Origin of the sequence: Pseudonocardia hierapolitana (assembly GCF_007994075.1) — a bacterium.
In the GTDB taxonomy this organism is placed as follows: Bacteria; Actinomycetota; Actinomycetes; order Mycobacteriales; family Pseudonocardiaceae; genus Pseudonocardia; species Pseudonocardia hierapolitana.
This window is the reverse complement of the sequence record NZ_VIWU01000001.1, coordinates 4,867,952-4,890,629: the sequence shown is the minus strand read 5'-3', so window position 1 is coordinate 4,890,629 and position 22,678 is coordinate 4,867,952. Positions and strand designations below refer to the sequence as shown.

General features: G+C 71.9%; 27 protein-coding genes and 1 pseudogene. 7 read left to right on the top strand and 21 right to left on the bottom strand.

Annotated elements, in window-relative coordinates; all coding sequences use genetic code 11:
* Window positions 1-35: 35 nt before the first annotated feature.
* A complete protein-coding gene (locus tag FHX44_RS23375; RefSeq protein ID WP_170308998.1) occupies window positions 36-722 on the bottom strand; it encodes a DedA family protein in 687 nt (228 codons plus the stop codon).
* Window positions 723-970: 248 nt separating this feature from the next.
* Here FHX44_RS23375 and FHX44_RS23370 point away from each other — a divergent pair, with 248 nt between their 5' ends.
* Window positions 971-1,525: a dihydrofolate reductase family protein gene (locus tag FHX44_RS23370; RefSeq protein WP_147257748.1), complete on the top strand. Its 555-nt coding sequence runs from the start codon at window positions 971-973 to the stop codon at window positions 1,523-1,525.
* A 4-nt stretch (window positions 1,526-1,529) separates the two neighbouring features.
* Here FHX44_RS23370 and murA read toward each other — a convergent pair whose 3' ends face one another.
* Complete coding sequence (gene murA, locus FHX44_RS23365) at window positions 1,530-2,798, bottom strand: UDP-N-acetylglucosamine 1-carboxyvinyltransferase (protein ID WP_147257747.1); 1,269 nt, start codon at window positions 2,796-2,798, stop codon at window positions 1,530-1,532.
* A gap of 10 nt (window positions 2,799-2,808) precedes the next feature.
* Window positions 2,809-3,438 carry a TetR/AcrR family transcriptional regulator gene (locus tag FHX44_RS23360; RefSeq protein WP_147257746.1) on the bottom strand — a complete coding sequence of 210 codons (630 nt, stop codon included), beginning with the start codon at window positions 3,436-3,438 and terminating at the stop codon, window positions 2,809-2,811.
* Between the two features lie 98 nt (window positions 3,439-3,536).
* On the opposite strand from FHX44_RS23360, the gene FHX44_RS23355 reads away from it, so the two are divergent.
* The 3 genes from FHX44_RS23355 (at window position 3,537) to FHX44_RS23345 (ending at window position 5,972) form a co-directional block, all read left to right on the top strand.
* Window positions 3,537-4,277 (top strand): SDR family NAD(P)-dependent oxidoreductase, encoded by a 741-nt coding sequence (locus FHX44_RS23355; RefSeq protein WP_147257745.1) that lies wholly within the window; start codon window positions 3,537-3,539, stop codon window positions 4,275-4,277.
* A 365-nt stretch (window positions 4,278-4,642) separates the two neighbouring features.
* Window positions 4,643-5,113 (top strand): MarR family winged helix-turn-helix transcriptional regulator, encoded by a 471-nt coding sequence (locus FHX44_RS23350; RefSeq protein ID WP_246170545.1) that lies wholly within the window; start codon window positions 4,643-4,645, stop codon window positions 5,111-5,113.
* Window positions 5,114-5,126: 13 nt separating this feature from the next.
* Window positions 5,127-5,972, top strand: a complete 846-nt coding sequence (locus tag FHX44_RS23345; RefSeq protein WP_147257743.1) for a haloalkane dehalogenase — start codon at window positions 5,127-5,129, stop codon at window positions 5,970-5,972.
* A 35-nt stretch (window positions 5,973-6,007) separates the two neighbouring features.
* Here the strand turns inward: FHX44_RS23345 and FHX44_RS42855 are convergent, their stop codons facing one another.
* Both FHX44_RS42855 and FHX44_RS44270 read right to left on the bottom strand, forming a co-directional pair.
* Window positions 6,008-6,883, bottom strand: a complete 876-nt coding sequence (locus FHX44_RS42855; RefSeq protein ID WP_425469196.1) for an MFS transporter — start codon at window positions 6,881-6,883, stop codon at window positions 6,008-6,010.
* A 118-nt stretch (window positions 6,884-7,001) separates the two neighbouring features.
* Window positions 7,002-7,295, bottom strand: a pseudogene (locus FHX44_RS44270) (MFS transporter); the annotation flags it as partial.
* Between FHX44_RS44270 and FHX44_RS43390 the strand changes: the two are divergent.
* Window positions 7,237-7,398, top strand: coding sequence for a hypothetical protein (locus FHX44_RS43390; protein WP_246171067.1), 162 nt, complete (start codon window positions 7,237-7,239; stop codon window positions 7,396-7,398). The pseudogene FHX44_RS44270 and the gene FHX44_RS43390 sit on opposite strands and share 59 nt — an antisense overlap.
* A gap of 240 nt (window positions 7,399-7,638) precedes the next feature.
* On the top strand, window positions 7,639-8,217 hold the full coding sequence (locus tag FHX44_RS23335; protein ID WP_147257742.1) for a cob(I)yrinic acid a,c-diamide adenosyltransferase: 579 nt from the start codon (window positions 7,639-7,641) through the stop codon (window positions 8,215-8,217).
* 2 nt (window positions 8,218-8,219) lie between these two features.
* On the opposite strand, the gene FHX44_RS23330 is transcribed toward FHX44_RS23335, so the two are convergent.
* The 13 genes from FHX44_RS23330 to FHX44_RS23270 form a co-directional block, all read right to left on the bottom strand.
* Window positions 8,220-8,681, bottom strand: a complete 462-nt coding sequence (locus FHX44_RS23330; RefSeq protein WP_147257741.1) for a DUF2550 domain-containing protein — start codon at window positions 8,679-8,681, stop codon at window positions 8,220-8,222.
* A 12-nt stretch (window positions 8,682-8,693) separates the two neighbouring features.
* Complete coding sequence (locus FHX44_RS23325) at window positions 8,694-9,068, bottom strand: F0F1 ATP synthase subunit epsilon (RefSeq protein ID WP_212612611.1); 375 nt, start codon at window positions 9,066-9,068, stop codon at window positions 8,694-8,696.
* A gap of 11 nt (window positions 9,069-9,079) precedes the next feature.
* Window positions 9,080-10,507: a F0F1 ATP synthase subunit beta gene (gene atpD, locus FHX44_RS23320; RefSeq protein ID WP_147257739.1), complete on the bottom strand. Its 1,428-nt coding sequence runs from the start codon at window positions 10,505-10,507 to the stop codon at window positions 9,080-9,082.
* A 1-nt stretch (window position 10,508) separates the two neighbouring features.
* The gene (locus tag FHX44_RS23315; protein WP_147257738.1) at window positions 10,509-11,471 is read right to left on the bottom strand and encodes a F0F1 ATP synthase subunit gamma; all 963 of its coding nucleotides are present in this window, start codon (window positions 11,469-11,471) and stop codon (window positions 10,509-10,511) included.
* A 26-nt stretch (window positions 11,472-11,497) separates the two neighbouring features.
* Window positions 11,498-13,147 (bottom strand): F0F1 ATP synthase subunit alpha, encoded by a 1,650-nt coding sequence (atpA, locus tag FHX44_RS23310; protein ID WP_147257737.1) that lies wholly within the window; start codon window positions 13,145-13,147, stop codon window positions 11,498-11,500.
* 37 nt (window positions 13,148-13,184) lie between these two features.
* Window positions 13,185-14,015 carry a F0F1 ATP synthase subunit delta gene (locus FHX44_RS23305; RefSeq protein WP_147257736.1) on the bottom strand — a complete coding sequence of 277 codons (831 nt, stop codon included), beginning with the start codon at window positions 14,013-14,015 and terminating at the stop codon, window positions 13,185-13,187.
* Window positions 14,015-14,578, bottom strand: a complete 564-nt coding sequence (locus FHX44_RS23300; protein WP_147257735.1) for a F0F1 ATP synthase subunit B — start codon at window positions 14,576-14,578, stop codon at window positions 14,015-14,017. Before FHX44_RS23300 ends, FHX44_RS23305 begins: the two co-directional genes overlap by 1 nt.
* Before the next feature lie 41 nt (window positions 14,579-14,619).
* The gene (atpE, locus tag FHX44_RS23295; protein WP_142095748.1) at window positions 14,620-14,853 is read right to left on the bottom strand and encodes an ATP synthase F0 subunit C; all 234 of its coding nucleotides are present in this window, start codon (window positions 14,851-14,853) and stop codon (window positions 14,620-14,622) included.
* 68 nt (window positions 14,854-14,921) lie between these two features.
* Window positions 14,922-15,701 (bottom strand): F0F1 ATP synthase subunit A, encoded by a 780-nt coding sequence (atpB, locus tag FHX44_RS23290; protein ID WP_212612610.1) that lies wholly within the window; start codon window positions 15,699-15,701, stop codon window positions 14,922-14,924.
* A 57-nt stretch (window positions 15,702-15,758) separates the two neighbouring features.
* Complete coding sequence (locus FHX44_RS23285) at window positions 15,759-15,977, bottom strand: AtpZ/AtpI family protein (protein WP_142095746.1); 219 nt, start codon at window positions 15,975-15,977, stop codon at window positions 15,759-15,761.
* 201 nt (window positions 15,978-16,178) lie between these two features.
* The gene (locus FHX44_RS23280; protein WP_147257734.1) at window positions 16,179-16,616 is read right to left on the bottom strand and encodes a Cg1360 family ATP-synthase-associated protein; all 438 of its coding nucleotides are present in this window, start codon (window positions 16,614-16,616) and stop codon (window positions 16,179-16,181) included.
* Entirely contained in the window at window positions 16,613-17,767 is a 1,155-nt protein-coding gene (locus FHX44_RS23275) for a glycosyltransferase family 4 protein (RefSeq protein ID WP_147257733.1), read from the bottom strand. Before FHX44_RS23275 ends, FHX44_RS23280 begins: the two co-directional genes overlap by 4 nt.
* 26 nt (window positions 17,768-17,793) lie before the next feature.
* Window positions 17,794-19,083 (bottom strand): serine hydroxymethyltransferase, encoded by a 1,290-nt coding sequence (locus FHX44_RS23270; RefSeq protein ID WP_147257732.1) that lies wholly within the window; start codon window positions 19,081-19,083, stop codon window positions 17,794-17,796.
* A 100-nt stretch (window positions 19,084-19,183) separates the two neighbouring features.
* Between FHX44_RS23270 and FHX44_RS23265 the strand changes: the two genes are divergently transcribed.
* Window positions 19,184-19,864 carry a TetR/AcrR family transcriptional regulator gene (locus FHX44_RS23265; protein ID WP_147257731.1) on the top strand — a complete coding sequence of 227 codons (681 nt, stop codon included), beginning with the start codon at window positions 19,184-19,186 and terminating at the stop codon, window positions 19,862-19,864.
* A gap of 73 nt (window positions 19,865-19,937) precedes the next feature.
* Here the strand turns inward: FHX44_RS23265 and FHX44_RS23260 are convergent, their stop codons facing one another.
* From FHX44_RS23260 to prfA, 3 genes are all read right to left on the bottom strand, one after another.
* Window positions 19,938-20,585 (bottom strand): L-threonylcarbamoyladenylate synthase, encoded by a 648-nt coding sequence (locus FHX44_RS23260; protein ID WP_147257730.1) that lies wholly within the window; start codon window positions 20,583-20,585, stop codon window positions 19,938-19,940.
* A gap of 146 nt (window positions 20,586-20,731) precedes the next feature.
* Window positions 20,732-21,610: a peptide chain release factor N(5)-glutamine methyltransferase gene (gene prmC, locus FHX44_RS23255; RefSeq protein ID WP_147257729.1), complete on the bottom strand. Its 879-nt coding sequence runs from the start codon at window positions 21,608-21,610 to the stop codon at window positions 20,732-20,734.
* The gene (prfA, locus tag FHX44_RS23250; RefSeq protein WP_147257728.1) at window positions 21,607-22,674 is read right to left on the bottom strand and encodes a peptide chain release factor 1; all 1,068 of its coding nucleotides are present in this window, start codon (window positions 22,672-22,674) and stop codon (window positions 21,607-21,609) included. The genes prmC and prfA overlap by 4 nt, the downstream gene beginning before the upstream one ends.
* Window positions 22,675-22,678: the final 4 nt, after the last annotated feature.

Sequence of the window (22,678 nt, the reverse complement as noted above, 5' to 3'; positions counted from 1 at the left end):
GGAACGGGCGCCGCCCCCACGGTCGCCCGGTCCGTTCAGCGCCGCTCGGGCGCTTCCCCCACGGCGATCGCCACGGTCGGTGCATCGGCCGCGACCTGCTCCCCAGCCGGTTGACGGCGCTTGCTCACCGCCCGCACGATCAGCGCGACCACGACCGCCCCGACCACCACGGTCGTGACCGTCGGTCCGAGCAGGTGCGCGGACTCCCGGATCGCGATCGACGCGGCGCTGCCGAGCCCGACGTAGACCAGGCCCCACAGCACCGCACCGAGCGCGGTGCACCGCGCGTACCGCCCCCACGGCATGCGCAGCGTGCCGGCGATCACGGGCACCAGCGAGTGGGCCACGGCGAGGAACCGCGACGCGACGATCGCGCGCCCCGTTCCCCCGCGCAGCACCCGCTCGGCCCGCAACCAGTTCGCCTCGCCGATCTTGCGACCGCCCCAGCTCGCCCGGATCCGGCCCCCGAACGTCCGGCCGAGCAGGTACCCCCCGGTCTGACCGGCGAAGCTGGCCCCCGCCGCGATCGCGGCGAGCGCCAGGTAGTCCCCCGTGCTGCCCACGGTCGTCGCCGCGGCGAGCAGGACGACCTCCCCCGGGGTCACGAGCCCGACCAGCACGGTCGTCTCGAGCACCAGCAGCACGCCGACCACCGAATAGAGCTGCCACGTCGGGATCGCGTCGATCAATGCGAAGAACGAGCCGAGCCATTCGGTGATCACCCGTCCACCCTGTCGCGGACGGGCGCCCGAGCCCATAGGGGCACCCCCTGAACCGGGGTGGGGATGTCCCCCGGGTTCGCTCGGGGGTTGCACCGGTGCTGTGACATTTCCTACGTCCGCACCGCTGCATGATCCACCAGGAGCTCGATCATGCGCGCGACCTTCGACGCTGGGACCGATTCCTTTCCGGCCCGCCCCGGGTCTCCCTGTTCACGGCCGGACGGTCCGGCCGGGAACGGAGTCCCCTCATGCGCAAGCTCACCGTGCAGACCTTCGTCACGCTCGACGGTGTGGTGCAGGACCCGGGCGGGTTCGGAGAGCTCGACCGCGGCGGCTGGGCCCTCGGCTTCTTCGACGAGAGCTCGGCCGAGCACGCGACGCAGAGCCTGCTGGCGAGCGACACCTTCCTGCTGGGCCGCCGGACCTTCGAGATCATCGAGAAGGCCTGGTCCCGCAACACCGGGCCGTACGCCGAGGCGATGCACCGCATCCCCAAGGCCGTCGTGACCAACACGCTGCGCGGGCCGTTGCCGTGGAACGCCACCGCGCTCCCCGGCGACCCGGCGCAGACCGTGGCGGGGCTCAAGGAGGCGCCCGGCGGCGACATCCTGACCTACGGCAGCTTCACACTGGTGCGCTCGCTGCTGCGGCACGGCCTGGTCGACGAGCTCGTCCTCGGCGTTCACCCGGTCGTCCTCGGTACCGGCACGCGGTTCTTCGACGAAGGACTGCCGAACCCGCTGAGGCTCGTGGACGCGACGCCGACGGCGACGGGGGTGGTCGCACTCACCTACCACGCGTAGCGGGTCAGCGCTGGGGTTGCGCCTGCATCCGTGCGACGTCGGCGCCCAGGGCGCTGAGGTTCTCGACGAACCGCGGGTAGCCGCGGTCGATGTGCTCGACGTCCCAGACCTCGGTCACCCCGTCGGCGCACAGCCCGGCCAGCACGAGGCCGGCTCCCGCGCGGATGTCGCTCGCCCACACCGGGGCGCTGGACAGGCGATCCACGCCGCGGACCACCGCGTGGTGGCCGTCCGTGCGGGCGTCGGCGCCGAGGCGCACCATCTCGTCGACGAAGCGGAACCGGGCCTCGAAGACGTTCTCGGTGATCATCGACGTGCCGTCGGACACCGCGGACAGCGCGATCGCCATCGGCTGCAGGTCGGTGGCGAAACCGGGGTAGGGCAGGGTCACGAAGTCGACGGCGCGCGGCCTGCGGTCCATCCGCACCGTGAACTCCTGCGCGCCGATCGCGGTCTCCGCCCCCGCGGAGCGCAGCTTGTCCAGCACCAGGTCGATGTGGTGCGGGTCGACGCCGCGCACCGTGACCTCGCCGCGGGTCATCGCGGCGGCGAACGCCCATGTGGCGCCGACGATCCGGTCGCCGATCACCCGGTGCTGGGTGGGCTGCAGCTGCGTGACGCCGTGCACGGTGAGCGTGGAGCTGCCCACCCCGTCGATCTTGGCACCCATCTGCTGCAGCATCGTGCAGAGGTCGACGATCTCCGGCTCGCGCGCGGCGTTGTCGATCACGGTGGTGCCGTCGGCGAGCACGGCGGCCATCAGGATGTTCTCGGTGGCGCCGACGCTGGGGAAGTCGAGCCAGATCTGCGCCCCGCGCAGCTCCTCGGCGTGGGCGACCACCCGCCCGTGCTCGATCTCGGTGGTCGCGCCCAGCTTGCGCAGGCCTGCCTGGTGCATGTCCAGCGGGCGGGAACCGATCGCGTCGCCGCCGGGCAGCGGCACCACGGCACGCCGGCAGCGCGCCACGAGCGGCCCGAGCACGCACACCGACGCGCGCAGCCGCGACACCGACGCGTAGTCGGCCTGGGCGCCGGGCCTCGCCGGGACGTCGATCGTGACCGTGCCGTGCTCGACCTCGACGGTGCAGCCGAGGCTGCGCAGCACGTCGGCCATCAGCGGGACGTCCAGGATCTCCGGGCAGTTGGTGATCGTCGTCGTGCCCTCGGCCAGCAGCGCCGCCGCCATCAGCTTCAGCACGCTGTTCTTCGCCCCGACCACGTCGACGGCGCCGACGAGCCGGGCGCCACCGTTCACCGCGAAGTGCTCCGCCACGCAGGCGACGCTATCCGGTGCCGACAGTGACGGCGCGGGCGGCCACCACGGCGTCCCATCCGGCCAGCACGCAGTCCACCACGGTGTCGAGCTCCTCGCGGGTCGCTCCGTCGCGCGCCTGCAGCGAGAGCCCGTACTGCACCGACATGACGTACGCGGCCAACGCACCCGTGTCGGCGCCGGGTGGTACGTCGCCGTCGGCCCGCCCCCGCTCGAGCCGCTCCTGTACCGCCGCCGTGCCGGCGCGGCGTTGCTCGGCGAGGAAGTCGCGGATCCCCTCGGTGCTCGGCGTGTACGTGGTGGCGGCCAGCACGACCATGCAGCCCGTCGGCCGGCCGGGCTCGGTGTAGGAGCGCACGTTCGCCCGCAGCATCGCCTCGATGCCGGCGGCGGCGGTGGGCGCCTCCTGCAGCGCCTGCAGCGGCGGCTCCCCCTCCATGCCCTCGTAGAGCGCCACGGCCTCGCGGAACAGCGCCTCCTTGTTCCCGAACGCCGCGTAGAGGCTGGGCGGCCGGATGCCCATCGCGGCGGTCAGGTCCCCGAGGGAGGTGCCCTCGTAGCCGTGCTCCCAGAACACCTCCATGGCACGGCGCAGCGCCACGGCGCGGTCGAACCCGCGCGGGCGTCCTCGCTCGGCCATGGCGCCGCCTTTCTGTAGCGTTCCCTCAAGATACCCCTTGACGGCCGACGGGTCCCGCCCCACAATTTCTTAGCGTTCACTACAGAAAAGGGGCACTCATGGACGACCTCACCGGCCGCGTCGCACTGGTGACCGGGGGCAGCCGCGGGATCGGGGCCGCCGTCGCGCTGCGGCTGGCCCGCGACGGCGCCGACGTGGCGATCACCTACCGGTCCGCCGCGGACCAGGCGGCCCTGGTCGTGAAGGAGATCGAGCAGCTGGGCAGGCGCGCGCTCGCGGTGCAGGCCGACAGCGCGGACGCGGCCGCCGTCGGCAGCGCCGTCGACGCCGCCGTCACCGAGCTGGGCCGCCTCGACGTCCTGGTCAACAACGCCGGCGTCTTCCCGTACGGGCCGTTCGAGGAGGTGACCCTCGACGAGCTGGACCGGACGCTCGCGATCCACGCCCGGGCCGCGTTCGTCGCGGCCCAGGCGGCATCGCCGCACCTCGGATCGGACGGACGCATCATCAGCATCGGCAGCAACCTCGCCGAACGGGTGCCCTTCCCCGGCATCGCCCTCTACGCCATGTCCAAGTCGGCGCTGCTCGGCCTCACCCGCGCCCTCGCCCGCGAGCTGGGCCCGCGCGGCATCACGGTGAACCTCGTGCAGCCGGGCTCGACCGACACCGACATGAACCCCGCCGACGGCGACTCCGCCGAGCACCAGCGCTCCCTCACCGCGCTCGGCCGGTACCAGACCGCCGACGAGGTTGCCGCCACCGTCGCCCACCTGGCCGGGCCGGGCGGGCGGACGATCACCGGCGCCTCTCTGCTGGTCGACGCGGGGACGAACGCCTGACGGGCGGCTCCGGCGGCACCCCCTCGACCAGGCCTTCGGTGGCGCCGCGCATCGTGCGGAGCCGCCCCTCGCCTCTGCGACCCCTCCGGGCAGCACAACGCGGGCAGGCCAGGGCCTGCCCGGAGGGCGCGCGGCGCCACCGAAGGCGGTCCGACGGACATGATCGAGGCTTCGGCGCGCCGTGCTGATCGGAACGATCTGCGCCGCTCACGCACCCGTTCTCCGCCCACGCGCCCCGTCGACCGGGCGCGTGGGCCCACACGGGGCGCGCGAGCCACCGGAGCGGGCCGGGCGGCCTCCGCGGTCGCCGCCCCGGCCACGGCCAGATAGTAGCCATGTACATAATGTCCATGTACTGTGATCCCGTGCGATCACGACCGCAGGGAGCCGCCGCCGGAGCCATCGTCTGGCGCCTCGCGACGAAGTGGCGCGTCGCCGTCGACCGCGCCCTGGCACCACTGGGCCTGACCCACGCCCAGTACGTCCTGCTGGCCGCGCTGCACGGACTGGAACGCGCGGGCCGGCGGCCGAGCCAGCGCGAGCTGGCCGACGACACCGGCCTGGAGGCCCTGTACGTCTCCAAGCTGGCGCGCACGCTCGAGGCGAACGGTCTCGTCGCCCGCCACCGCGACCCGCACGACACCCGGGCCGTCCGGCTCTCCGTCACCGACCACGGCCGCGAGCGTCTGCGGCCCGCGCTGCAGGCGGTCCAGGAGCTCCTCGAGCGCCTCCTGGCCCCGCTCGGGGGTCGCGACAGCGCGCGCACCGCGGCGCTCGTCGGTGAGCTGGCGGAGCTGCTCGACGCCCCGCTCGACCCACCCACCGGATCCTCCTGAAGGGACCTCCACGATGCCCGAGACCGCGGTCCTCGACTCGACCATCCACCACACCGAGACCGGCAGCGGGCCGGCCGTCGTCCTCCTCCACGGCAACCCCGCCTCCTCCCACATGTGGCGCAACGTCCTCCCCCACCTGGGGCCGGGACGGCTGATCACCCCGGACCTGATCGGGATGGGAAGGTCGGGCAAGCCCGACATCCCGTACCTGTTCGCCGACCACGCGCGCTACCTCGACGCCTGGTTCGACGTGCTCGAACTCGACGACGTCGTGCTGGTCGGCCACGACTGGGGAGGCGCGCTGGCCTGCGACTGGGCCGCGCGGCACCCGGAGCGGGTGCGTGGCCTGGCGGTCTTCGAGGCGATCATCAAGCCGATCGACCCGGACACCCTGACCCCGGCGGCCAGGGCACGCGCCGAGATGGTCCGCACCCGCGGGGAGGATCTGCTGGAGTCCGACGAGCTGATCCGGATGGCCTACACCCGAGCCGTGCGCACGCCCGTCCCGGACGACGTGCTGGCCGAGTACCTCGCCCCGTTCCCGACACCGCAGACGCGGCGCCCGGTGCTGGCCTGGGCCCAGCAGATGCCCATCGGCGGCGAGCCGGCCGGGCTCATCACCCGCATCGAGGCCTTCGACGCGTGGCTCGCCACGAGCGCGGATGTGCCGAAGCTGCTGCTGACGTTCGAGGGGTCGCCCACGGTCCAGGGCCCGGAGACGGCCGCCTGGTGTGCCGAGAACATCGCCGGCCTCGAGATCGTGCCGTGCGGCGAGGCCGGGCACCACGCCGCCGAGGACCGCCCCGGGGAGATCGGCGCCGCCATCGCCGCGTGGGCCGAGCGGAAGGGGCTGCGCTGACCCTCCGCCCGGCGGCGACCGCCGGGAACGCGGGCCTACCGCCGCGGCCGGTTGGACCGCGCGACGACCGCGACGACCGCCGCCGCGACAAGCAGTCCGACCAGCGCGAACCAGAACGCGCTGCGAATCCCCGCCGCGGTCGCCGCACCCCCGGCGGTCCCCGACGCGACGGCGGTGCCGACGAGGACCGTGAGGCCGACGGCGCCACCGAGCTGGTCCACGGAGCGCTGGACCCCCGAGGCGACGCCCGCGTCCGCGTCGGTCACTCCCTGCAGCGCGGCGTTCTGGAGGGCGATCAGTCCGACGGCCATCCCGACGGCCACCGCCACCATGCCCGGGACGACGTCGATCCACAGCCGGGCGGAGTCGGGCAGCCGGGCCAGCGACGCGACGCCGGCGGCGGTGGCCAGGAGCCCGGCGATCGCGGTGTGCTTCGTGCCGAGCCTGCGGATGAGCGGCGCGACCTGCGTGACGGCGATGAGCAGGACGGTGCAGAACGGCAGGAACGCGAGCCCCGCCTGCAGCGGCCCCAGACCGAGCACCCGCTGCAGGACGAACGTGGCGAGGAAGAACGTGGTGGACAGCGCCGCGCTCAGCAGGACGGTCGCGGCGTTCGCGGTCAGCCGGGTGCGGTGGGCGAAGAACGACAGCGGCACGAGCGGGTGCCGCGAGCGGGCCTCGACCAGGACGAACGCGCCGAACGCCGCAGCGGCCAGCAGCAGCGGCCCGAGCACGGAGACCGACCACAGCGGGGTCCGGGCGGCCTCGACGATCCCGAAGATCAGCGCCAGGGGCGCGACGGTCAGGAGAACGGCGCCGGGGACGTCCAGCGGTGCGCGCGTGACCGGGGCGTCGCGAGCCAGCAGCAGCGGGGTCGCGACGAGGACGACGAGCACCAGGGGCGGGTTGATCAGGAAGATCCAGCGCCAGTCGAGCAGCTCGGTGAGGGCCCCCGGAGAGCAGGACCCCGATGACCAGGCCGCTGCTGGAGATGGCCCCCCACACGCCGAGCGCCTTCGCCCGCTGGTCCGGTTCGGGGAACATCAGGGCGATCAGAGCCATCGCCGCGGGCGAGGCCAGCGCCTCGCCCGCGCCCTGGGCGAACCGGGCCACGACGAGCGTCGGGAGATCGGGCGCGAGACCGGCGAGCAGCGACGCAGCACCGAACAGCGCCGCGCCCGCGAGGAACATGCGCCGGCGCCCGAACAGGTCGCCGACGCGCCCGCCGAGCAGCAGCAGACCGCCGCCGACGACGGTGTAGCCGGTGACCACCCAGGTCAGGGCAGTTGGGCCGGCGCCGAACGCGGAGCCGATCGACGGCAGCGCGATGTGGACGACCGTCACGTCGACGGCGATCAGCAGTTGCAGCAAGGACAGGAAGGCCAGGACCCACCACCGGTTCCTGGCCTGCTCGGCCGGGACGTGACGTGCGGTGGAACGGAAAGAGCTCATGAGCAGGCGACTCCAGGCGAGCACCGAGCCGTGGACGGCTACGAGGTGCACAAGGGGATGAGGGGACGCGTCCCTCGCCGGCCGGCGGCCGCACCGATCGGGCGACGAGACGACGTCGCCGCGGCATCGTGCGGTGCCGAGCCGCGAGCCCGGAGTTACTCGGTGACTGCTGCTGCGCCCACGAGGCGAAAGTACCCGACATAGGCTGTCGACCATGGCCGTGCACCTGACCAGGATCTACACGCGGACCGGCGACGACGGCACCACCGCGCTCGGCGACTTCAGCCGCGTCCGCAAGACCGACGTCCGGCTCGCGGCCTACGCCGACACCGACGAGTGCAACGCAGCGCTCGGCGTCGCCGTCACCGTCGGCGGGCTGGCCGAGCGCCTGCTCGGTCCGCTGAGGCAGGTGCAGAACGACCTGTTCGACGTGGGTGCCGACCTGTGCGCCCCGATCGTCGAGGATCCGCAGTACCCGCCGCTGCGGATCACGGAGGACTACGTCACGCGGCTCGAGGGCTGGTGCGACGAGTTCAACGAGGGGTTGCCGAAGCTGGACTCGTTCATCCTGCCCGGCGGCACGCCCGGCGCGGCGTACCTGCACGTGGCCCGCACGGTCGCCCGCCGGGCCGAGCGATCGGTGTGGGCGCTGCTGGAGGCCGACGCCGAGCGCACCAACCCGCTCACGGCGAAGTACCTCAACCGCCTGTCGGACCTGCTGTTCATCCTCGGCCGCGTGGCGAACCCGGACGGCGACGTCCTCTGGCAGCCCGGCGGCCCCGAGCGCTCGTAGCGTCAGGAGGCCTGGCGGTAGCCGGTGCGGCCGGGTGGGGTGGCCTCCACCCAGGAGAGGAAGCCCGTGAGGACGCCGGGGGCCATGGCGAGCTCCAGCTCCACGCCCTGGATGCGGCAGTGCAGCACGGACGCCCCCTGCGGGATGACGTCGGCCTCGGGATTCACCGGCGTGCGCCGGTCGACGATCTCCAGTTCGGTGCGGTCGACGACGATCGTGGGCCCCGGCCGCAGCGACGTGAGGCGGAACCAGGCCAGCTCGTCGCCGCGGTAGCGGCCCACGCCGAAGTGCCATCCGGCGGTTCCGTCGTTGGCGCGGAACCGGGAAAGACGAGCGGGGCGGCGGCGCAGACAGACGTCCACACCACCGCCCCGCATGAGTCGCACTCTCCGAAAGGCGAGGTATCCGAGACAGAGGCAGGCGAGCAGCAACAGGATGCTGACGAGCAGCGTCGTCGCTCCCACCTGCAGCCTCGGCTACTCGGAAGCGCCGGCGGCTTTGAGCCGCACGTTCGCCCTGGCCGTCGCGGCAGCTCCCTCTGGCTCCGACGAGTCGGCCCGCTGGAGCGCGTTGCGGGCGCGCGCCACGTCGATCTCGTCGGCCAGCTCGGCGTACTCCGCGAGCACCGTGACGTTCTCCGGTGTGATCGACAGGAACCCGCCGTGCACGGCCAGCGTGGTGGACGTGCCGTCGGTGCCGTCGACGCGGACGACCGCCGTGTCCTCCAGCTGCGCGAGCGTGGGCTCGTGACCGGGCAGAACCCCGATCTCACCCACGGTGGTGCGGGCGAGGACGAAGTTGGCCTCACCGGACCAGATCCGTCGCTCGACCGCGACCAGCTCGACGTTCATGTGCGCCACGATCAGCCCTCGAGCTTCTTGCGGTTCTTGTCCAGGTCGTCCAGGCCACCGCAGAGGAAGAACGCCTGCTCGGGCACGTCGTCGAACTCACCCTTGGCGATCTTGTCGAACGCCTCGATGGTCTCCTTGAGCGGAACCGTGGAGCCCGGCTGGCCGGTGAACTGCTCGGCGACCAGGAGGTTCTGCGACAGGAAGCGCTCGATGCGCCGGGCCCGCCCGACGAGCTGGCGGTCCTCCTCGGAGAGCTCGTCGATACCGAGGATCGCGATGATGTCCTGCAGGTCGTTGTAGCGCTGCAGGATCCGCTTCACCTCGTTGGCCACGCGGAAGTGGTCGTCGCCGATGTACTGCGGGTCGAGGATCCGGGAGGTCGACGTCAGCGGGTCCACCGCCGGGTAGATCCCCTTCTGGGAGATCGGGCGGGAGAGCTCGGTGGTGGCGTCGAGGTGCGCGAACGTGGTGGCGGGCGCCGGGTCGGTGTAGTCGTCCGCTGGCACGTAGATCGCCTGCATCGAGGTGATCGAACGGCCGCGCGTCGAGGTGATCCGCTCCTGCAGCTCGCCCATCTCGTCGGCCAGCGTCGGCTGGTAACCCACCGCCGAGGGCATGCGGCCCAGCAGCGTGGAGACCTCGGAGCCTGCCTGCGTGAACCGGAAGATGTTGTCGATGAAGAGCAGCACGTCCTGGTTCTGCTCGTCGCGGAAGTATTCCGCCATCGTCAGCGCCGACAGGGCGACGCGCATACGAGTGCCGGGCGGCTCGTCCATCTGCCCGAAGACGAGCGCGGTGTCGTTGATGACGCCGGACTCGGTCATCTCCGTGATGAGGTCGTTGCCCTCACGGGTGCGCTCGCCGACGCCGGCGAACACCGAGGTGCCACCGAAGTTCTTGGCCACACGGGTGATCATCTCCTGGATGAGCACCGTCTTGCCCACGCCGGCGCCGCCGAACAGGCCGATCTTCCCGCCCTGCACGTACGGGGTGAGCAGGTCGATGACCTTGATGCCGGTCTCCAGCATCTCGGTGCGGCCCTCGAGCTGGTCGAACCTCGGCGCGGGCCGGTGGATGCCCCACAGGTCACCGGTGGGCGTGAACTCCGGGTCGTCCAGGCAGTCGCCGAGGGCGTTGAAGACGTGCCCCTTGACCTGGTCGCCGACCGGCACCGAGATCGGACGCCCGAGCGAGGTGACCGTCTGGCCACGCACGAGGCCGTCGGTGGGCTGCATCGAGATCGTGCGCACCAGGTTGTCGCCCAGGTGCTGCGCGATCTCGAGGGTGAGCTTCTTGGCCAGGTCTCCGAACTCGACGTCGACCGTGAGGGCCGTGTAGAGCTCCGGCACCGCGTTGCGGGGGAACTCGACGTCGACGACCGGGCCGGTGACGCGGACGACCCGGCCGGTCGTGGTCTGGGTATCTGCGGTGGCGGTCATCTCAGCTCTCACTCCCTGCGCTGACGAGAGCGTCGGCCCCACCGACGATCTCACTGATCTCCTGGGTGATCTGCGCCTGACGGGCCTGGTTGGCCTCCAGTGTCAGGGTACGGATCAGCTCGTTGGCGTTGTCGGTGGCGGCCTTCATCGCCCGCTGGCGGGCAGCCGACTCCGAGGCAGCGGCCTCGAGCAGCGCGGCGAACAGCCGCGCCCCGATGTACTTGGGCAGCAGCGCGTCGAACAGCGAGTCGGGGCTCGGCTCGAACTCGTAGAGCGGCTTGGCCTCGCCCGCCGACTGCTGCGCGGCCTCGCGCCGCTCCTCGATCTCGCCGCCGGGGGCGCCGACGGTGTCGGTCTCGTACTCGACCTCGAGCGGAGCCATTCGCCGCGCCTGCGGCACCTGGGTGACCATGTTCTTGAACTGCGTGTACACGAGGTGCAGCTCGTCGACACCCTCGGCACCGTCCTCGGTGCCCGTCATGAACGCCTCGACGAGGACGCGCGCCGCCTCGGCGGCGTCCGCGTAGGTCGGCTGCTCCGAGAAGCCCGTCCAGGACTGCTCGACGTTGCGGCGCCGGAACTTGTAGTAGCTCACGCCCTTGCGGCCGATGACGTAGAGCACCGGGTCCTTGCCCTGCTCGCGCAGCAGCTGCTGCAGCTGCTCCGCCTCCTTCAGGACGTTGACGTTGTAGCCGCCGCACTGGCCGCGGTCGCTCGTGACCACGAGGACGGCGGCGCGCTTGGCCTGCTCCCGCTCGACGAGCAGCGGGTGGTCCAGCGCCGAGTTGTTGGCCAGCTCGGTGAGGACGGCCGTGATCTGCTCGGCGTAGGGCCGCGAAGCGTCGACCCGGGCCCGCGCCTTCATGATCCGCGAGGTCGCGATGAGCTCCATCGCGCGCGTGATCTTCTTGATGGACTGCGTCGACCGGATCCGCCGCCGCAGCACGCGAATCTGTGCCGCCATGCGCTACTCCCTCAGCTCCCGGCCGACTAGCTCGAGGCCGGAGCCGGCTTGTTGACCTTGACCGAGTCGCGGTCGACCTCGTCCTCGTCGAGCGCCTCGGCCGCGGCCTCCTTCGGCACCACCGACGAGCCGTCGGTCGCGGTGAACTCCTGCTTGAAGCCCTTCACGACATCGGCGATCCGGTCGGCGAGCTCGTCGGAGAGCTTCCCGGTGTCCCGGATCTCCCCGAAGATGCCGTCGTGGTTGCGCCGGACGTGGTCGAGGAAGTCCGTCTCGAAGCGGCGCACGTCGGCCACCGGCACGGAGTCGAGGTGCCCACGGGTGCCGAGGAAGATCGAGACGACCTGCTCCTCGACGGGGAACGGCTGGTACTGCGCCTGCTTCAGCAGCTCCACGAGACGCGCGCCGCGCCCGAGGGCCGCGGCCGATGCCGCGTCGAGGTCGGAACCGAACGCGGCGAACGCCTCCAGCTCGCGGTACTGCGACAGGTCGAGCCGCAGCGAACCGGACACCGTGCGCATCGCACGGACCTGCGCGGAACCACCCACGCGGGACACCGAGATACCGACGTTGATGGCCGGCCGGACACCCTGGTTGAACAGGTCCGACTCGAGGAAGCACTGGCCATCGGTGATGGAGATGACGTTCGTCGGGATGTAGGCCGACACGTCGTTCGCCTTGGTCTCGATGATCGGCAGGCCGGTCATCGAGCCGCCACCGAGGTCGTCCGACAGCTTCGCGCAGCGCTCCAGCAGACGGGAGTGCAGGTAGAACACGTCGCCCGGGTAGGCCTCGCGGCCCGGCGGGCGGCGCAGCAGCAGCGAGATCGCGCGGTAGGCCTCGGCCTGCTTGGACAGGTCGTCGAAGACGATCAGGACGTGCTTGCCCTGGTACATCCAGTGCTGCCCGAGCGCGGAGCCCGTGTAGGGCGCGAGCCACTTGTAGCCCGCCGGGTCGGACGCCGGGGCGGCGACGATGGTGGTGTACTCCAGCGCGCCCGCGTCCTCCAGCGACTGCCGGATGCCGGCGATCGTGGAGCCCTTCTGCCCGATCGCGACGTAGATGCAGCGCACCTGCTGCTTCGGGTCGCCGGTGGCCCAGTTCTGCTTCTGGTTGATGATCGTGTCGACGCAGACGGCGGTCTTGCCGGTCTTGCGGTCGCCGATGATCAGCTGGCGCTGGCCGCGGCCGATCGGGGTCATCGAGTCGATGGCCTTGATGCCCGTCTGCAGCGGCTCGCGAACCTCCTGCCGCTGCACCACCGACGCCGCCTGCAGCTCCAGCACGCGGTCGGCCTCGGCCTCGATGTCGCCGAGGCCGTCGATCGGCTTGCCCAGCGGGTCGACGACCCGGCCGAGGAACCCGTCGCCGACCGGCACCGAGAGGATGCTGCCGGTGCGCTTGACCTGCTGGCCCTCCTCGATGTGGGCGTAGTCGCCCAGGATGACCGCACCGATCTCGTGCACGTCCAGGTTCAGCGCGACACCCCGCACGCCACCGGGGAACTCGAGGAGCTCGTTGGTCATCGCCGAGGGCAGGCCCTCGACGTGGGCGATGCCGTCGCCGGTGTCGGTGACGATACCCACCTCTTCGCGGGAGGTGTCCGTCTCCAGCGACGAGACGTAGCTGGAGATCGCACTCCGGATCTCCTCGGAGGAGATCGTCAGCTCTGTCATGGCTGTCGTCTGTTCCTTCTTCTCGAACGTTCGGTGGTCAGCTCGGGAGGGAGCGGCGCGCCGCGGCGAGCTTGCTCGCCACGCTGCCGTCGATGACCTCGCCGCCGACCTGCACGACCAGACCACCCAGCAGGCTGGGGTCCAGCTCGATCTGCAGCGACATCCGGCGCCCGTAGAGCCGGGTCAGCGAGTCGGTGAGCTTCTGCTCCTGCTCCGGCGAGAGCGCGACCGGGGTGGTGACACGGGCGACCGACCGGTCGCGGCGTCCCGCCGCCAGATCGGCCAGCTCCTCGCACACGGCGTCGATGTGCCGGTCGCGCGGGAGCCGGACCGTGTGGCGCAGCAGTGCGGTCGTGACCGGCGAGGTCTTGCCCTCCACCAGCCGGTCGAGCAGCGTGACGCGCCCGTCGGCGGGTGTCGCCGTGTCGACGAGCAGGCTGCCCAGCTCCGGCTCCCGGTCCACGAGGCGGCCGAAGCGGAACAGCTCGTCCTCGACGTTGTCGAGCGAGCCGTCCTTCTCGGCCACGGCCAGCAGTGCCTGCCGGGCGACCGACTCGAACGCCGTGACCAGGTCTCCGGGCCGCGACCAGCGCGCCCCGACGAGCCCCTTGGCGACGTCCTGCGCCGGCGCGCCGACCTGCTGTCCGAGCAGTCGCTCCAGCAGACCCGTACGGGCCGCCTCCGGCGACGACGGGTCGGCGAGCAGCCGCCGCAGCGACCGCTGCTCGACGAGCAGGCGTGTGACCGCGAACAGCTCGTCGCCGAGCCGCTGCAGGTCGGCGGCCTGCGCCGAGTCGGCGTACGCGTCCAGCCGGACCTGCGCCGAGGCCATCGACTCCCGGCTGGCTGCCTGCAGGGCCTCGGCCATCAGCTCGCCCCGCCGGCGGGAGCGGCCTCCCGCTGCTGAGCCATCTGGTCCAGCTCGGCGAGGAAGGTGTCGACGGTGGCCGAGCGGCGCGCGTCGTCGGCGAGCGAGTCGCCGATGAGGCGCTCGGCCAGCTGCACCGAGAGCCCGCCGATCTCACCGCGGAGCTGGCGCACGGCCTGCTCGCGGGCCGCGGCGATCTGCTCCTCGCCGCGCTGGCGGATCCGGGCGGCCTCCTCCTCGGCCTGGGCCCGCAGCTCGGCCTTGATCTGCTGCCCCTCGGCACGGGCGTCGTCGCGGATGCGCGCTGCCTCGGCCCGCAGACCGGCCAACTGCTCCTCGTACTGCCGCTTGAGCTCGTTGGCCTGCTCCTGGGCCTCCTCGGCCCGCTTCAGCCCGCCCTCGATCTTCTCCGTGCGCTCGGCGTAGACCTTCTCGAACTGCGGGAACGCCGTCTTGCGGAGGACGAGGAACAGCAGGATGAACGCGATGGTTCCGACGATGATCTCGACGGGATGCGGTACGAGGGGGTTCAGCTCCTCGGCCGCGAGAAGGGTGGTCGTCATGGGGGTCTCCTCCGCCTACCCGGCGTTCGGCTGGGTCAGGCCTAGAGCGCGAAGGCGAGCACGAGGCCCAGGATCGCGAGCGCCTCGGAGAGCGCCATGCCGATGAACGCGATGCCCTGCAGCTGGCCGCGGGCCTCCGGCTGGCGGGCGACGCCGTTGATGAACGCGGCGAAGACGATGCCCACGCCGATGCCCGGGCCGATCGCGGCGAGACCGTAGCCGATGGCGTTCAGGTTGCCGGTGATCTCGATTGCGCCCTGAGCGAGGGGGGTCATTGCACTTTCCTTTCGTCCGGTCCGGGGCACGTCCCGCGGACCCGTCAGTTCTGGCGAGTCGCGACGATCTAGTGGTCGTCGGCGAGGACGGTGCCGATGTACGACGCCGTGAGAATCGTGAAGACGTAGGCCTGCACCACCTGGATGAAGGCCTCGAAGAACGTGAAGACGATGCCCATGCCGAACGCGAACGGCGACAGGACGCCGAGCAGGATCGACTCGGAGTGCAGCAGCATGTACTCGCCGCCGAGGATGAACACCAGCAGCAGCAGGTGGCCGGCGAACATGTTCCCGAAGAGCCGCAGCGACAGCGTGACCGGCCGCAGCAGAATGTTCGAGAGGAACTCGATCGGCGTGAGGATGATCCGCACCCACCACGGCACCCCGGGCGGCCAGGTGGACACCCGCAGGTAGCCGACGAAGCCGTGCCTGCGGATCCCGACCACGTTGTAGATCAGCCAGGACATGATCGCGAGGGCGTACGCGACGCCCGGGTGGGAGAACGACGGGAACTGGATCAGCGGAACGATCCCGAACAGGTTGTTCACCAGGATGAAGGCGAACAGCGTGGTGAGGTACGGGACGTACTTGAGGTACTCCGGCCCGATGTTGTCGCGGGCGATCGAGTTCCGCACCATGCCGTGGAACGACTCGCCGAGGAACTGCGCCTTGCTCGGCACCAGCTGGGGTCGCCGCGACGTGTAGGCGAAGAAGGCGTACACGATGATCGCGGCGAGCACGAAGAGCAGAACCGGCTTCGTGACCCCGTCGAAGATCGGCGGTAGCTGGAAGTCCTCGACACCCGGGGGGTCGAAGCCCGGGGCGGGTGCGGTGGCCAGGATGGTCACCCAGTACTCCTTCCGGTTCCACCGTCCGGGTGATCCGGTACGGCAGAATCGTGACGATCAGGACTTAACGTACCTGATGTAGATCAAGTACAGCGAGGCAGCCCCACCGAACAGCAAGCCGACCGGCAGGAACACACCCGTGCCCAGCAGTGCGTCCAATCCCCAGCCGATCCCGCCGAACAGCAGGAACCCGGACAGGAGATAGGACAGAGCGGTCCACGCGTCACCCGGCGGTGGCGGCTTCGCACCGCCGCCATGCGACTGGTCCGGCTCCATCAGGACGGACCATATCAGGCGAGTAAGCCGCTCTTTACCAGGGATGACCTCGGCGGACGCCGAGACGGCCCGCCAGCGGTGGCTCTTCGGGTCCCCGGCGGCGCCGACCTGGCTCTATCGGCCGTAGAACAACGCACGAACGTGACACGGATCCCAGGGAGAGCCCACTCACAGGCTCTGATGTTCACCCGTTCAGAGCACTCACAGGTCCACCGCCGGTATCCGAGTGCGCACGAATCCGACGACCTCGCCGACGATCCACGACGCCGTGACGGCCAGCATGGTGAACGCGAACGTGCGACTGTCGAACAGCGTGGTGCCCTGGAAGAGCAGCAGGAACACCAGCATGAAAAGGATCTTCACGCCGAACGCGGTCATGGCGCCGATCATCACGCCCGCCGGGGTGGCCCGTGCCGTCCGCGCCATCACCCACGTGCCCAGCCAGCCGAGGCCGCCCGCGATCACGGCCCCGACCAGTGCCCCGACGAGCCCGGGCACCCCGCGCAGCAGGAACGCCACCACCAGCGCGATCACGGCGACGACCGCTGTGACGATCGCGGCAGAGCGCTGCATGCCCGAGGCCAACCGCAGCACGGAGGCGACGTGCGGTGCGTCCTTCATCGGTTCGGGTGCGGTCATCTTGGAGCCCTCACTCTCGGGATGGCGGAGGCGAGCACGGCCACGACCAGGCCGATCCCCACCGCCCACAGCACGATGAACGGGTCGTCGATCAGCGCCAGCGCCACCGCGCCGAACGCCAGCACGCCGGCCCACAGGTAGATCAGCAGTACCGCGCGGCGCTGGCTGTGCCCGATCTCGAGCAGGCGGTGGTGCAGGTGCATCTTGTCCGGCGAGAACGGCGAGAGGCCCTTGCGGGTGCGCCGCACCACGGCCATCAGCAGGTCGAGCAGCGGCACGAACACCACGGCGGCCAGCACGATGAGCGGCGCGAAGAGCGCCAGCACGTCCTTGCCGTCCGCGCCGATGATCGAGATCTTGCCCGAGGCGCTCGTGGTGGCGGCGGCCAGCAGCACGCCGATCAGCATGGAGCCGGAGTCGCCCATGAAGATGCGGGCGGGGTTGAAGTTGTGCGGCAGGAAGCCGAGGCACGCACCCGCCAGCACGGCCGCGATCAGAGCGGGCGAGTACACCGACGGGTCGTTGCCGACCCGCCCCACCAGCCCGATCGTGAACAGGCCGACGGCCGCCGCCGCGATCATCCCGACGCCCGCGGCGAGCCCGTCCAGCCCGTCGACGAAGTTCATCGCGTTGACCAGCGCCACCGTGAGCAGCACCGTGAGCAGCACGCCCTGCTCCTGGCCGAGCACCAGGAGTGAGCCGGACTCGCTCGAGTCGGAACCGCCCCACGGCACGAAGAACACCGTCCACTGCACACCGAAGATCACCAGGATCCCGGCGGCCGTGGTCTGGCCCGCGAACTTGGTGAGGGCGTCGAGGTCGTAGCGGTCGTCCAGCGCACCGACGGCCGCGAGCAGCAGCGCGGCGAGCAGCACGCCACCCACCTCTGAGGCGTTGTTGTCGAACGCCAGCCGCAGCGCCGGGAGCTGGTAGGCCATCCCGACGCCGGCGAGCACGCCACCGAGCATCGCCAGGCCACCCCAGCGCGGGGTGGGCGTGACGTGCACGTCGCGCTTGCGCGGCCATGCCACCGCGCCGAGCCGGAGCGCGAGCACCCGTACCGGCCCGACCAGCAGGAACGTCACGACCGTCGCCGTCAGACCGGCGAGCAGGAACTCCCGGATCGGCAGGACGAGCGTGGGGACAGCCACGGCAGCGGAGCGTACGGGCAGGGGGGTTACGCGCGCGGGTACGCGGGGGCTCGCGCGACGAGCGCCGACACCGCGTCGGCCACCTCGGCCAGCTCCGCGTCCCCTGTCGCGGTGCCGTGCTCGGCCCGTACCGCGCGTCCCAGCAGCGTGCCGATCTCGGCCATGTCCGTCTCGGTCATCCCCTGCGTGGTGACGCTCGGCGAGCCGACGCGCAGGCCGGAGGGCTTGAGCGGTGGCGCCGGGTCGTAGGGGATCGAGTTCTTGTTCAGGGTGATCCGCGCCGCGTCGCAGCGGGTCTCGGCCTGGTCGCCGCTGACCCCGATGGGGCGCAGGTCCACCAGCGCGAGGTGGGTGTCGGTGCCACCGGAGACCGGGCGCATCCCCTCGGATTCGAGCGCCTTGGCCAGCGCCTGGGCGTTGGCGATCACCTGGCTCGCGTAGGCCTGGTACTCCGGCTGGGCCGCCTCCCGCATCGCGACGGCCTTCGCGGCGACCGAGTGCATGAGCGGGCCACCCTGGGAGAACGGGAACACCGCCTTGTCGACGGCCTTCGCGTGCTCGGCCTTGGCGAGGATCATTCCGCCGCGGGGGCCGCGCAGCACCTTGTGCGTGGTGGCGGTGACGACGTCGGCGAACGGGACCGGCGACGGGATCGCCTTACCGGCCACCAGCCCGATGAAGTGGGCCGCGTCGACCATGAGCTTGGCGCCGACCTCGTCGGCGATCTGCCGGAACGCGGCGAAGTCGATCAGCCGCGGGTACGCCGTTGCACCGGCGATGATGAGCTTGGGGCGGTGTTCGAGGGCGAGGTCGCGCACCTCGTCGTAGTCGATCAGCTCGCTGTCCTCGCGCACGGTGTAGGACACCGCGTTGAACCACTTGCCGGAGAAGCTGACCTTGCTGCCGTGCGTCAGGTGGCCGCCCTGCTTGAGGTCCATCGCGAGCACGGTGTCGCCGGGCTGCGTGAACGCGGCGTAGACGGCGAAGTTGGCCGATGCGCCCGAGTGCGGCTGCAGGTTGACGTGGTCGGCCCCGAAGAGCTCCCTGGCCCGGGCGTTGCCGATCTCCTCGGCGCGGTCGACGACCTCGCAGCCGCCGTAGTAGCGCCGGCCGGGGTAGCCCTCCGCGTACTTGTTGGACAGCGTCGACCCGAGCGCCGCCAGCACGGCAGGGCTGGTGAGGTTCTCGCTGGCGATGAGCTGGAGTCCGCCGCGCAGCCGGTCCAGCTCGTCGAGCACCACTCCCGCGATCTCCGGGTCCTGGTGCTGCAGCGCGTCGAAGTCCGGGCCCCAGAACGGGGTGCTCTGCTCGCTCACGGTTGAACGGTACCCGCTGCGGCCCCGTACCCGACCGGGCGTCCCGGAGCATCGATCGCATTTGTTGCCACTGCTCTCGCATTCGTGCCAGACTTCCGACGTGACCGCCCCCGGAGCCCGTGCGCGCGTGCGCGCCGAACTGACCCGCGAAATCGTCGAGGCGGCCCGCCGCCACCTGGCCACCGAGGGCGCGGCGGGGCTGTCGCTTCGGGCCGTCGCCCGCGAGCTCGGCATGGCCTCCTCGGCGGTGTACCGCTACTTCGCGAGCCGCGACGAGCTGCTCACGGCCCTGATCGTCGAGGCGTACGACGCGCTCGGGGCGGCGGCGGAGCGGGCCGAGTCGGCCGTGGCGCGCGCCGATCTGCGCGGGCGCTGGCGGGCCACCTGCCGCGCGGCGCGGGAGTGGGCGCTGGCGCACCCGCACGAGTACGCGCTGGTCTACGGCTCCCCCGTGCCGGGCTACGCCGCCCCGGAGGCCACCGTCGGCCCGGCGTCGCGGGTCGGTGTGCTGCTGTGCCGGGTGGTGGCCGACGGCGTCGCCGCAGGCACCGTCCAGGCGCGGCCGGACGGACCCACCGCGGGCGCGGTACTCACCCCGGGCGTCGCCGAGCGCCTCGGCCTGCCGGAGGCGCTCGCTCCGAGGGTGGTCACGGCATGGAGCGGGCTCTACGGGGCGGTCAGCTTCGAGGTGTTCGGCCAGACCCACAAGGTGGTGGCCGACCACGCGGCCTACTTCGACGCCGCGGTCGAGCGCCTCGCGGACCTGGTCCCGCTCCCCTGAGCCCACCACGGTTCCGACGAACGGCGCGTTCGTCGGATAGGTTCCGACGAACGCGCCGCTCGTCGGAATCCGGTCAGGCCGGGAGCACCTCTCGGCCCAGGACCTCGGCCACCGCCTCCGTTGAGACCGCGCCCTCGCGGAGCACGCGCGGCGCGTCGCCGGTCAGGTCCACGATGGTGGACGCCACCGGCTCCCCCGACGGGCCGCCGTCGAGGTAGACCGCCACCTTGTCACCGAGCTGCTCCTGCGCCTCCGACGTCGACGCGGCAGGCGGCTGCCCCGAGACGTTCGCGCTGGAGACGGCCATCGGACCGACGTCGCGCAGCAACTCCAGGGCCACCGGGTGCAGCGGCATCCGGAGCATCACGGTGCCCTTGGTCGAGCCGAGGTCCCACTTCAACGACGGGGCGTGCGGCAGCACCAGCGACAGCCCACCCGGCCAGAACGCCTCGATCAGGTCCCGGGCGGACTTCGGCACGCCGAGCACGAGACCGTCGATCGTCGACCACGAGCCGACGAGCACTGGGACGGGCATGTCCGGGCCGCGCTGCTTCGCACCGAGCAGGTTGCGCACGGCCGCGCTGCTGAACGCGTCGCAGCCGATGCCGTAGACGGTGTCGGTGGGCAGCACGACGAGCCGCCCGGCCCGCACCGCCTTCGCCGCCTCGGCGAGACCCTCTGTGCGCTGGTCAGGGACCGCGCAGTCGTACGTGGAAGCCACGGCCGGAGCCTATGCCGCCGGCCCACGCGCCCCTTCTCGGCCCACGCTCCCCATCGATGGGCGGCTCGGGCCGACGCGTGGCCACCGCACCCGTCGTCGGCCCACGCCACGCGTCGACGGGGGTGCGTCGGCGGAGAAGGGCAGCGTCAGGCGGGGTGGAGGGGGCGGCGGCGGGCGGTGGCGAAGCGGGGGCGACCGGCCAGGTCGAAGTGCTCCTCCACGTCCGTCAGCACGCGGCGGCGGCGCATCAGGGCGGGGACGGCCTCGCCGTGGGTGTCGTCGTGCTCGATCGCGAGCCCGCCGCCGTAGCGCAGCAGGGCCGCGGACGCCGAGATGACGGCACGGATGATCTCCAGCCCGTCCGGCCCGCCGTAGAGGGCCGTGGGCGGGTCCCAGCCGGTGACCTCCGGCGGCAACGGGGTGCCGTCGGGGACGTAGGGCGGGTTGCAGAGCACGAGGTCGACGTGGGTCTCGAGCTCGACGAGCAGGTCGGGCCGGCGCACGTCGGCAGCGTGCAGCGTGACGGTGGTGCCGCCCGCGGCGACGTGCTCGGCGACGTTGCGGTGCGCCCAGCTCAGGGCGGCGGGGTCGAGCTCGACGGCGTGCACCACGGCGTCCGGGCGGCACGCCGCGACGGCGAGGGCGAGGGCTGCGGTGCCGGTGCACAGGTCGACGACCACCGGCGCGGCGACGTCGGCGATCTCGCGCAGCCCCCACTCGAGCAGCAGCTCGGTCTCGGGGCGTGGCGTGAACACCCCGGGCCCCACGGCGACCTGCACGGGCCCGAGCGCCGCCGTGCCGAGCAGGTGTTGCAGCGGCTCACGCGCGGCCCTGCGGTCGACCAGCTTGCGCAACGCGTCCAGGGCGGGAGCGTCGACGAGGGGGTGCATCATCAGCTTGCCCCGCTCGACGCCGACGACGTGCGCCGCGAGCATCTCCGCGTCCACCCGGGGCGAGGCCACCCCGGCCCCGGCGAGCACCCGCTCGGCCTCGAGGATGGCCAGCCGCAGCGGCTTCCGGCTCACGAGCCCACGGCCTCCGCGCGCTCGGCCGCCTGCAGCGCATCCACCACACCGTCCAGGTCGCCGTCCAGCACGGCCGAGAGGTTGTGGGCCTTGTAGCCGACGCGGTGGTCGGAGATGCGGTTCTCCGGGAAGTTGTAGGTGCGGATGCGCTCGGAGCGGTCGACCGTGCGCACCTGGGAACGCCGGTCGGCCGACGCCTTCGCCGCGGCCTCCTCCTCGGCGAGGGCCTGCAGCCGCGAGCGCAGCACCTCCATGGCGCGGGCCCGGTTCTGCAGCTGCGAGCGCTCGTTCTGGCAGCTCACGACGATGCCGGTGGGAAGGTGCGTGATGCGGACGGCGGAGTCGGTGGTGTTGACGCTCTGCCCGCCGTGGCCGGAGGAGCGGAACACGTCGATGCGCAGGTCGTTCTCGTCGATCTCGACGTCGGCGTCCTCGCCGGTGTCCGGGTAGACGAGCACGCCCGCGGCGGAGGTGTGGATGCGCCCCTGCGACTCGGTGACCGGCACCCGCTGCACTCGGTGTACCCCGCCCTCGAACTTCAGCGCCGACCAGACGCCGTCGGCGACCGGCTCGCGCGAGCGCACCAGGACCGTGAGGTCCTTGTAGCCGCCGAGGTCGGACGGCACCGAGTCGATGATCTGCGTGGACCAGCCGCGGCGCTCGGCGTAGCGCAGGTACATGCGGGCGAGGTCGGCCGCGAAGAGGGCCGACTCCTCGCCGCCCTCCCCCGACTTGATCTCCATGATGACGTCGTCGCCGTCGTGGGGGTCACGGGGCACGAGCAGCTCGGCGAGCCGTCGCTCGAGCACCGGGATCTTCTCGGCCAGCTCCTGGGCCTCGGCGGCGAATGACGCGTCCTCCGCCGCGAGCTCGCGGGCGGTGACGATGTCGGCGCGGGCCGAGGCGAGCTCACGGGCGACGGCGACGATCGGCCCGATCTCCGAGTACCGCCTGCCCAGCTTGCGTGCCGTGGCGGGGTCGGCGTGCACGGACGGGTCGGCGAGCCGCAGCTCCAGCTCGGCGTGCTCGGCGAGCACGGCCTCGACGGCCGGCGCTGTCGTCATGACG

What these genes read in the sequence shown, in the direction of transcription:
- atpA (WP_147257737.1), bottom strand. Translation starts at nt 13,147, where the DNA reads ATGACAGAGCTGACGATCTCCTCCGAGGAGATCCGGAGTGCGATCTCC.
- FHX44_RS23370 (WP_147257748.1), top strand. Translation starts at nt 971, where the DNA reads ATGCGCAAGCTCACCGTGCAGACCTTCGTCACGCTCGACGGTGTGGTG.
- FHX44_RS23360 (WP_147257746.1), bottom strand. Translation starts at nt 3,438, where the DNA reads ATGGCCGAGCGAGGACGCCCGCGCGGGTTCGACCGCGCCGTGGCGCTG.
- atpE (WP_142095748.1), bottom strand. Translation starts at nt 14,853, where the DNA reads ATGACCCCCCTCGCTCAGGGCGCAATCGAGATCACCGGCAACCTGAAC.
- atpD (WP_147257739.1), bottom strand. Translation starts at nt 10,507, where the DNA reads ATGACCGCCACCGCAGATACCCAGACCACGACCGGCCGGGTCGTCCGC.
- FHX44_RS23345 (WP_147257743.1), top strand. Translation starts at nt 5,127, where the DNA reads ATGCCCGAGACCGCGGTCCTCGACTCGACCATCCACCACACCGAGACC.
- FHX44_RS23325 (WP_212612611.1), bottom strand. Translation starts at nt 9,068, where the DNA reads ATGAACGTCGAGCTGGTCGCGGTCGAGCGACGGATCTGGTCCGGTGAG.
- FHX44_RS23300 (WP_147257735.1), bottom strand. Translation starts at nt 14,578, where the DNA reads ATGACGACCACCCTTCTCGCGGCCGAGGAGCTGAACCCCCTCGTACCG.
- prfA (WP_147257728.1), bottom strand. Translation starts at nt 22,674, where the DNA reads ATGACGACAGCGCCGGCCGTCGAGGCCGTGCTCGCCGAGCACGCCGAG.
- FHX44_RS23280 (WP_147257734.1), bottom strand. Translation starts at nt 16,616, where the DNA reads ATGACCGCACCCGAACCGATGAAGGACGCACCGCACGTCGCCTCCGTG.
- FHX44_RS23335 (WP_147257742.1), top strand. Translation starts at nt 7,639, where the DNA reads ATGGCCGTGCACCTGACCAGGATCTACACGCGGACCGGCGACGACGGC.
- FHX44_RS23305 (WP_147257736.1), bottom strand. Translation starts at nt 14,015, where the DNA reads ATGGCCGAGGCCCTGCAGGCAGCCAGCCGGGAGTCGATGGCCTCGGCG.
- FHX44_RS23355 (WP_147257745.1), top strand. Translation starts at nt 3,537, where the DNA reads ATGGACGACCTCACCGGCCGCGTCGCACTGGTGACCGGGGGCAGCCGC.
- FHX44_RS23315 (WP_147257738.1), bottom strand. Translation starts at nt 11,471, where the DNA reads ATGGCGGCACAGATTCGCGTGCTGCGGCGGCGGATCCGGTCGACGCAG.
- FHX44_RS23285 (WP_142095746.1), bottom strand. Translation starts at nt 15,977, where the DNA reads ATGGAGCCGGACCAGTCGCATGGCGGCGGTGCGAAGCCGCCACCGCCG.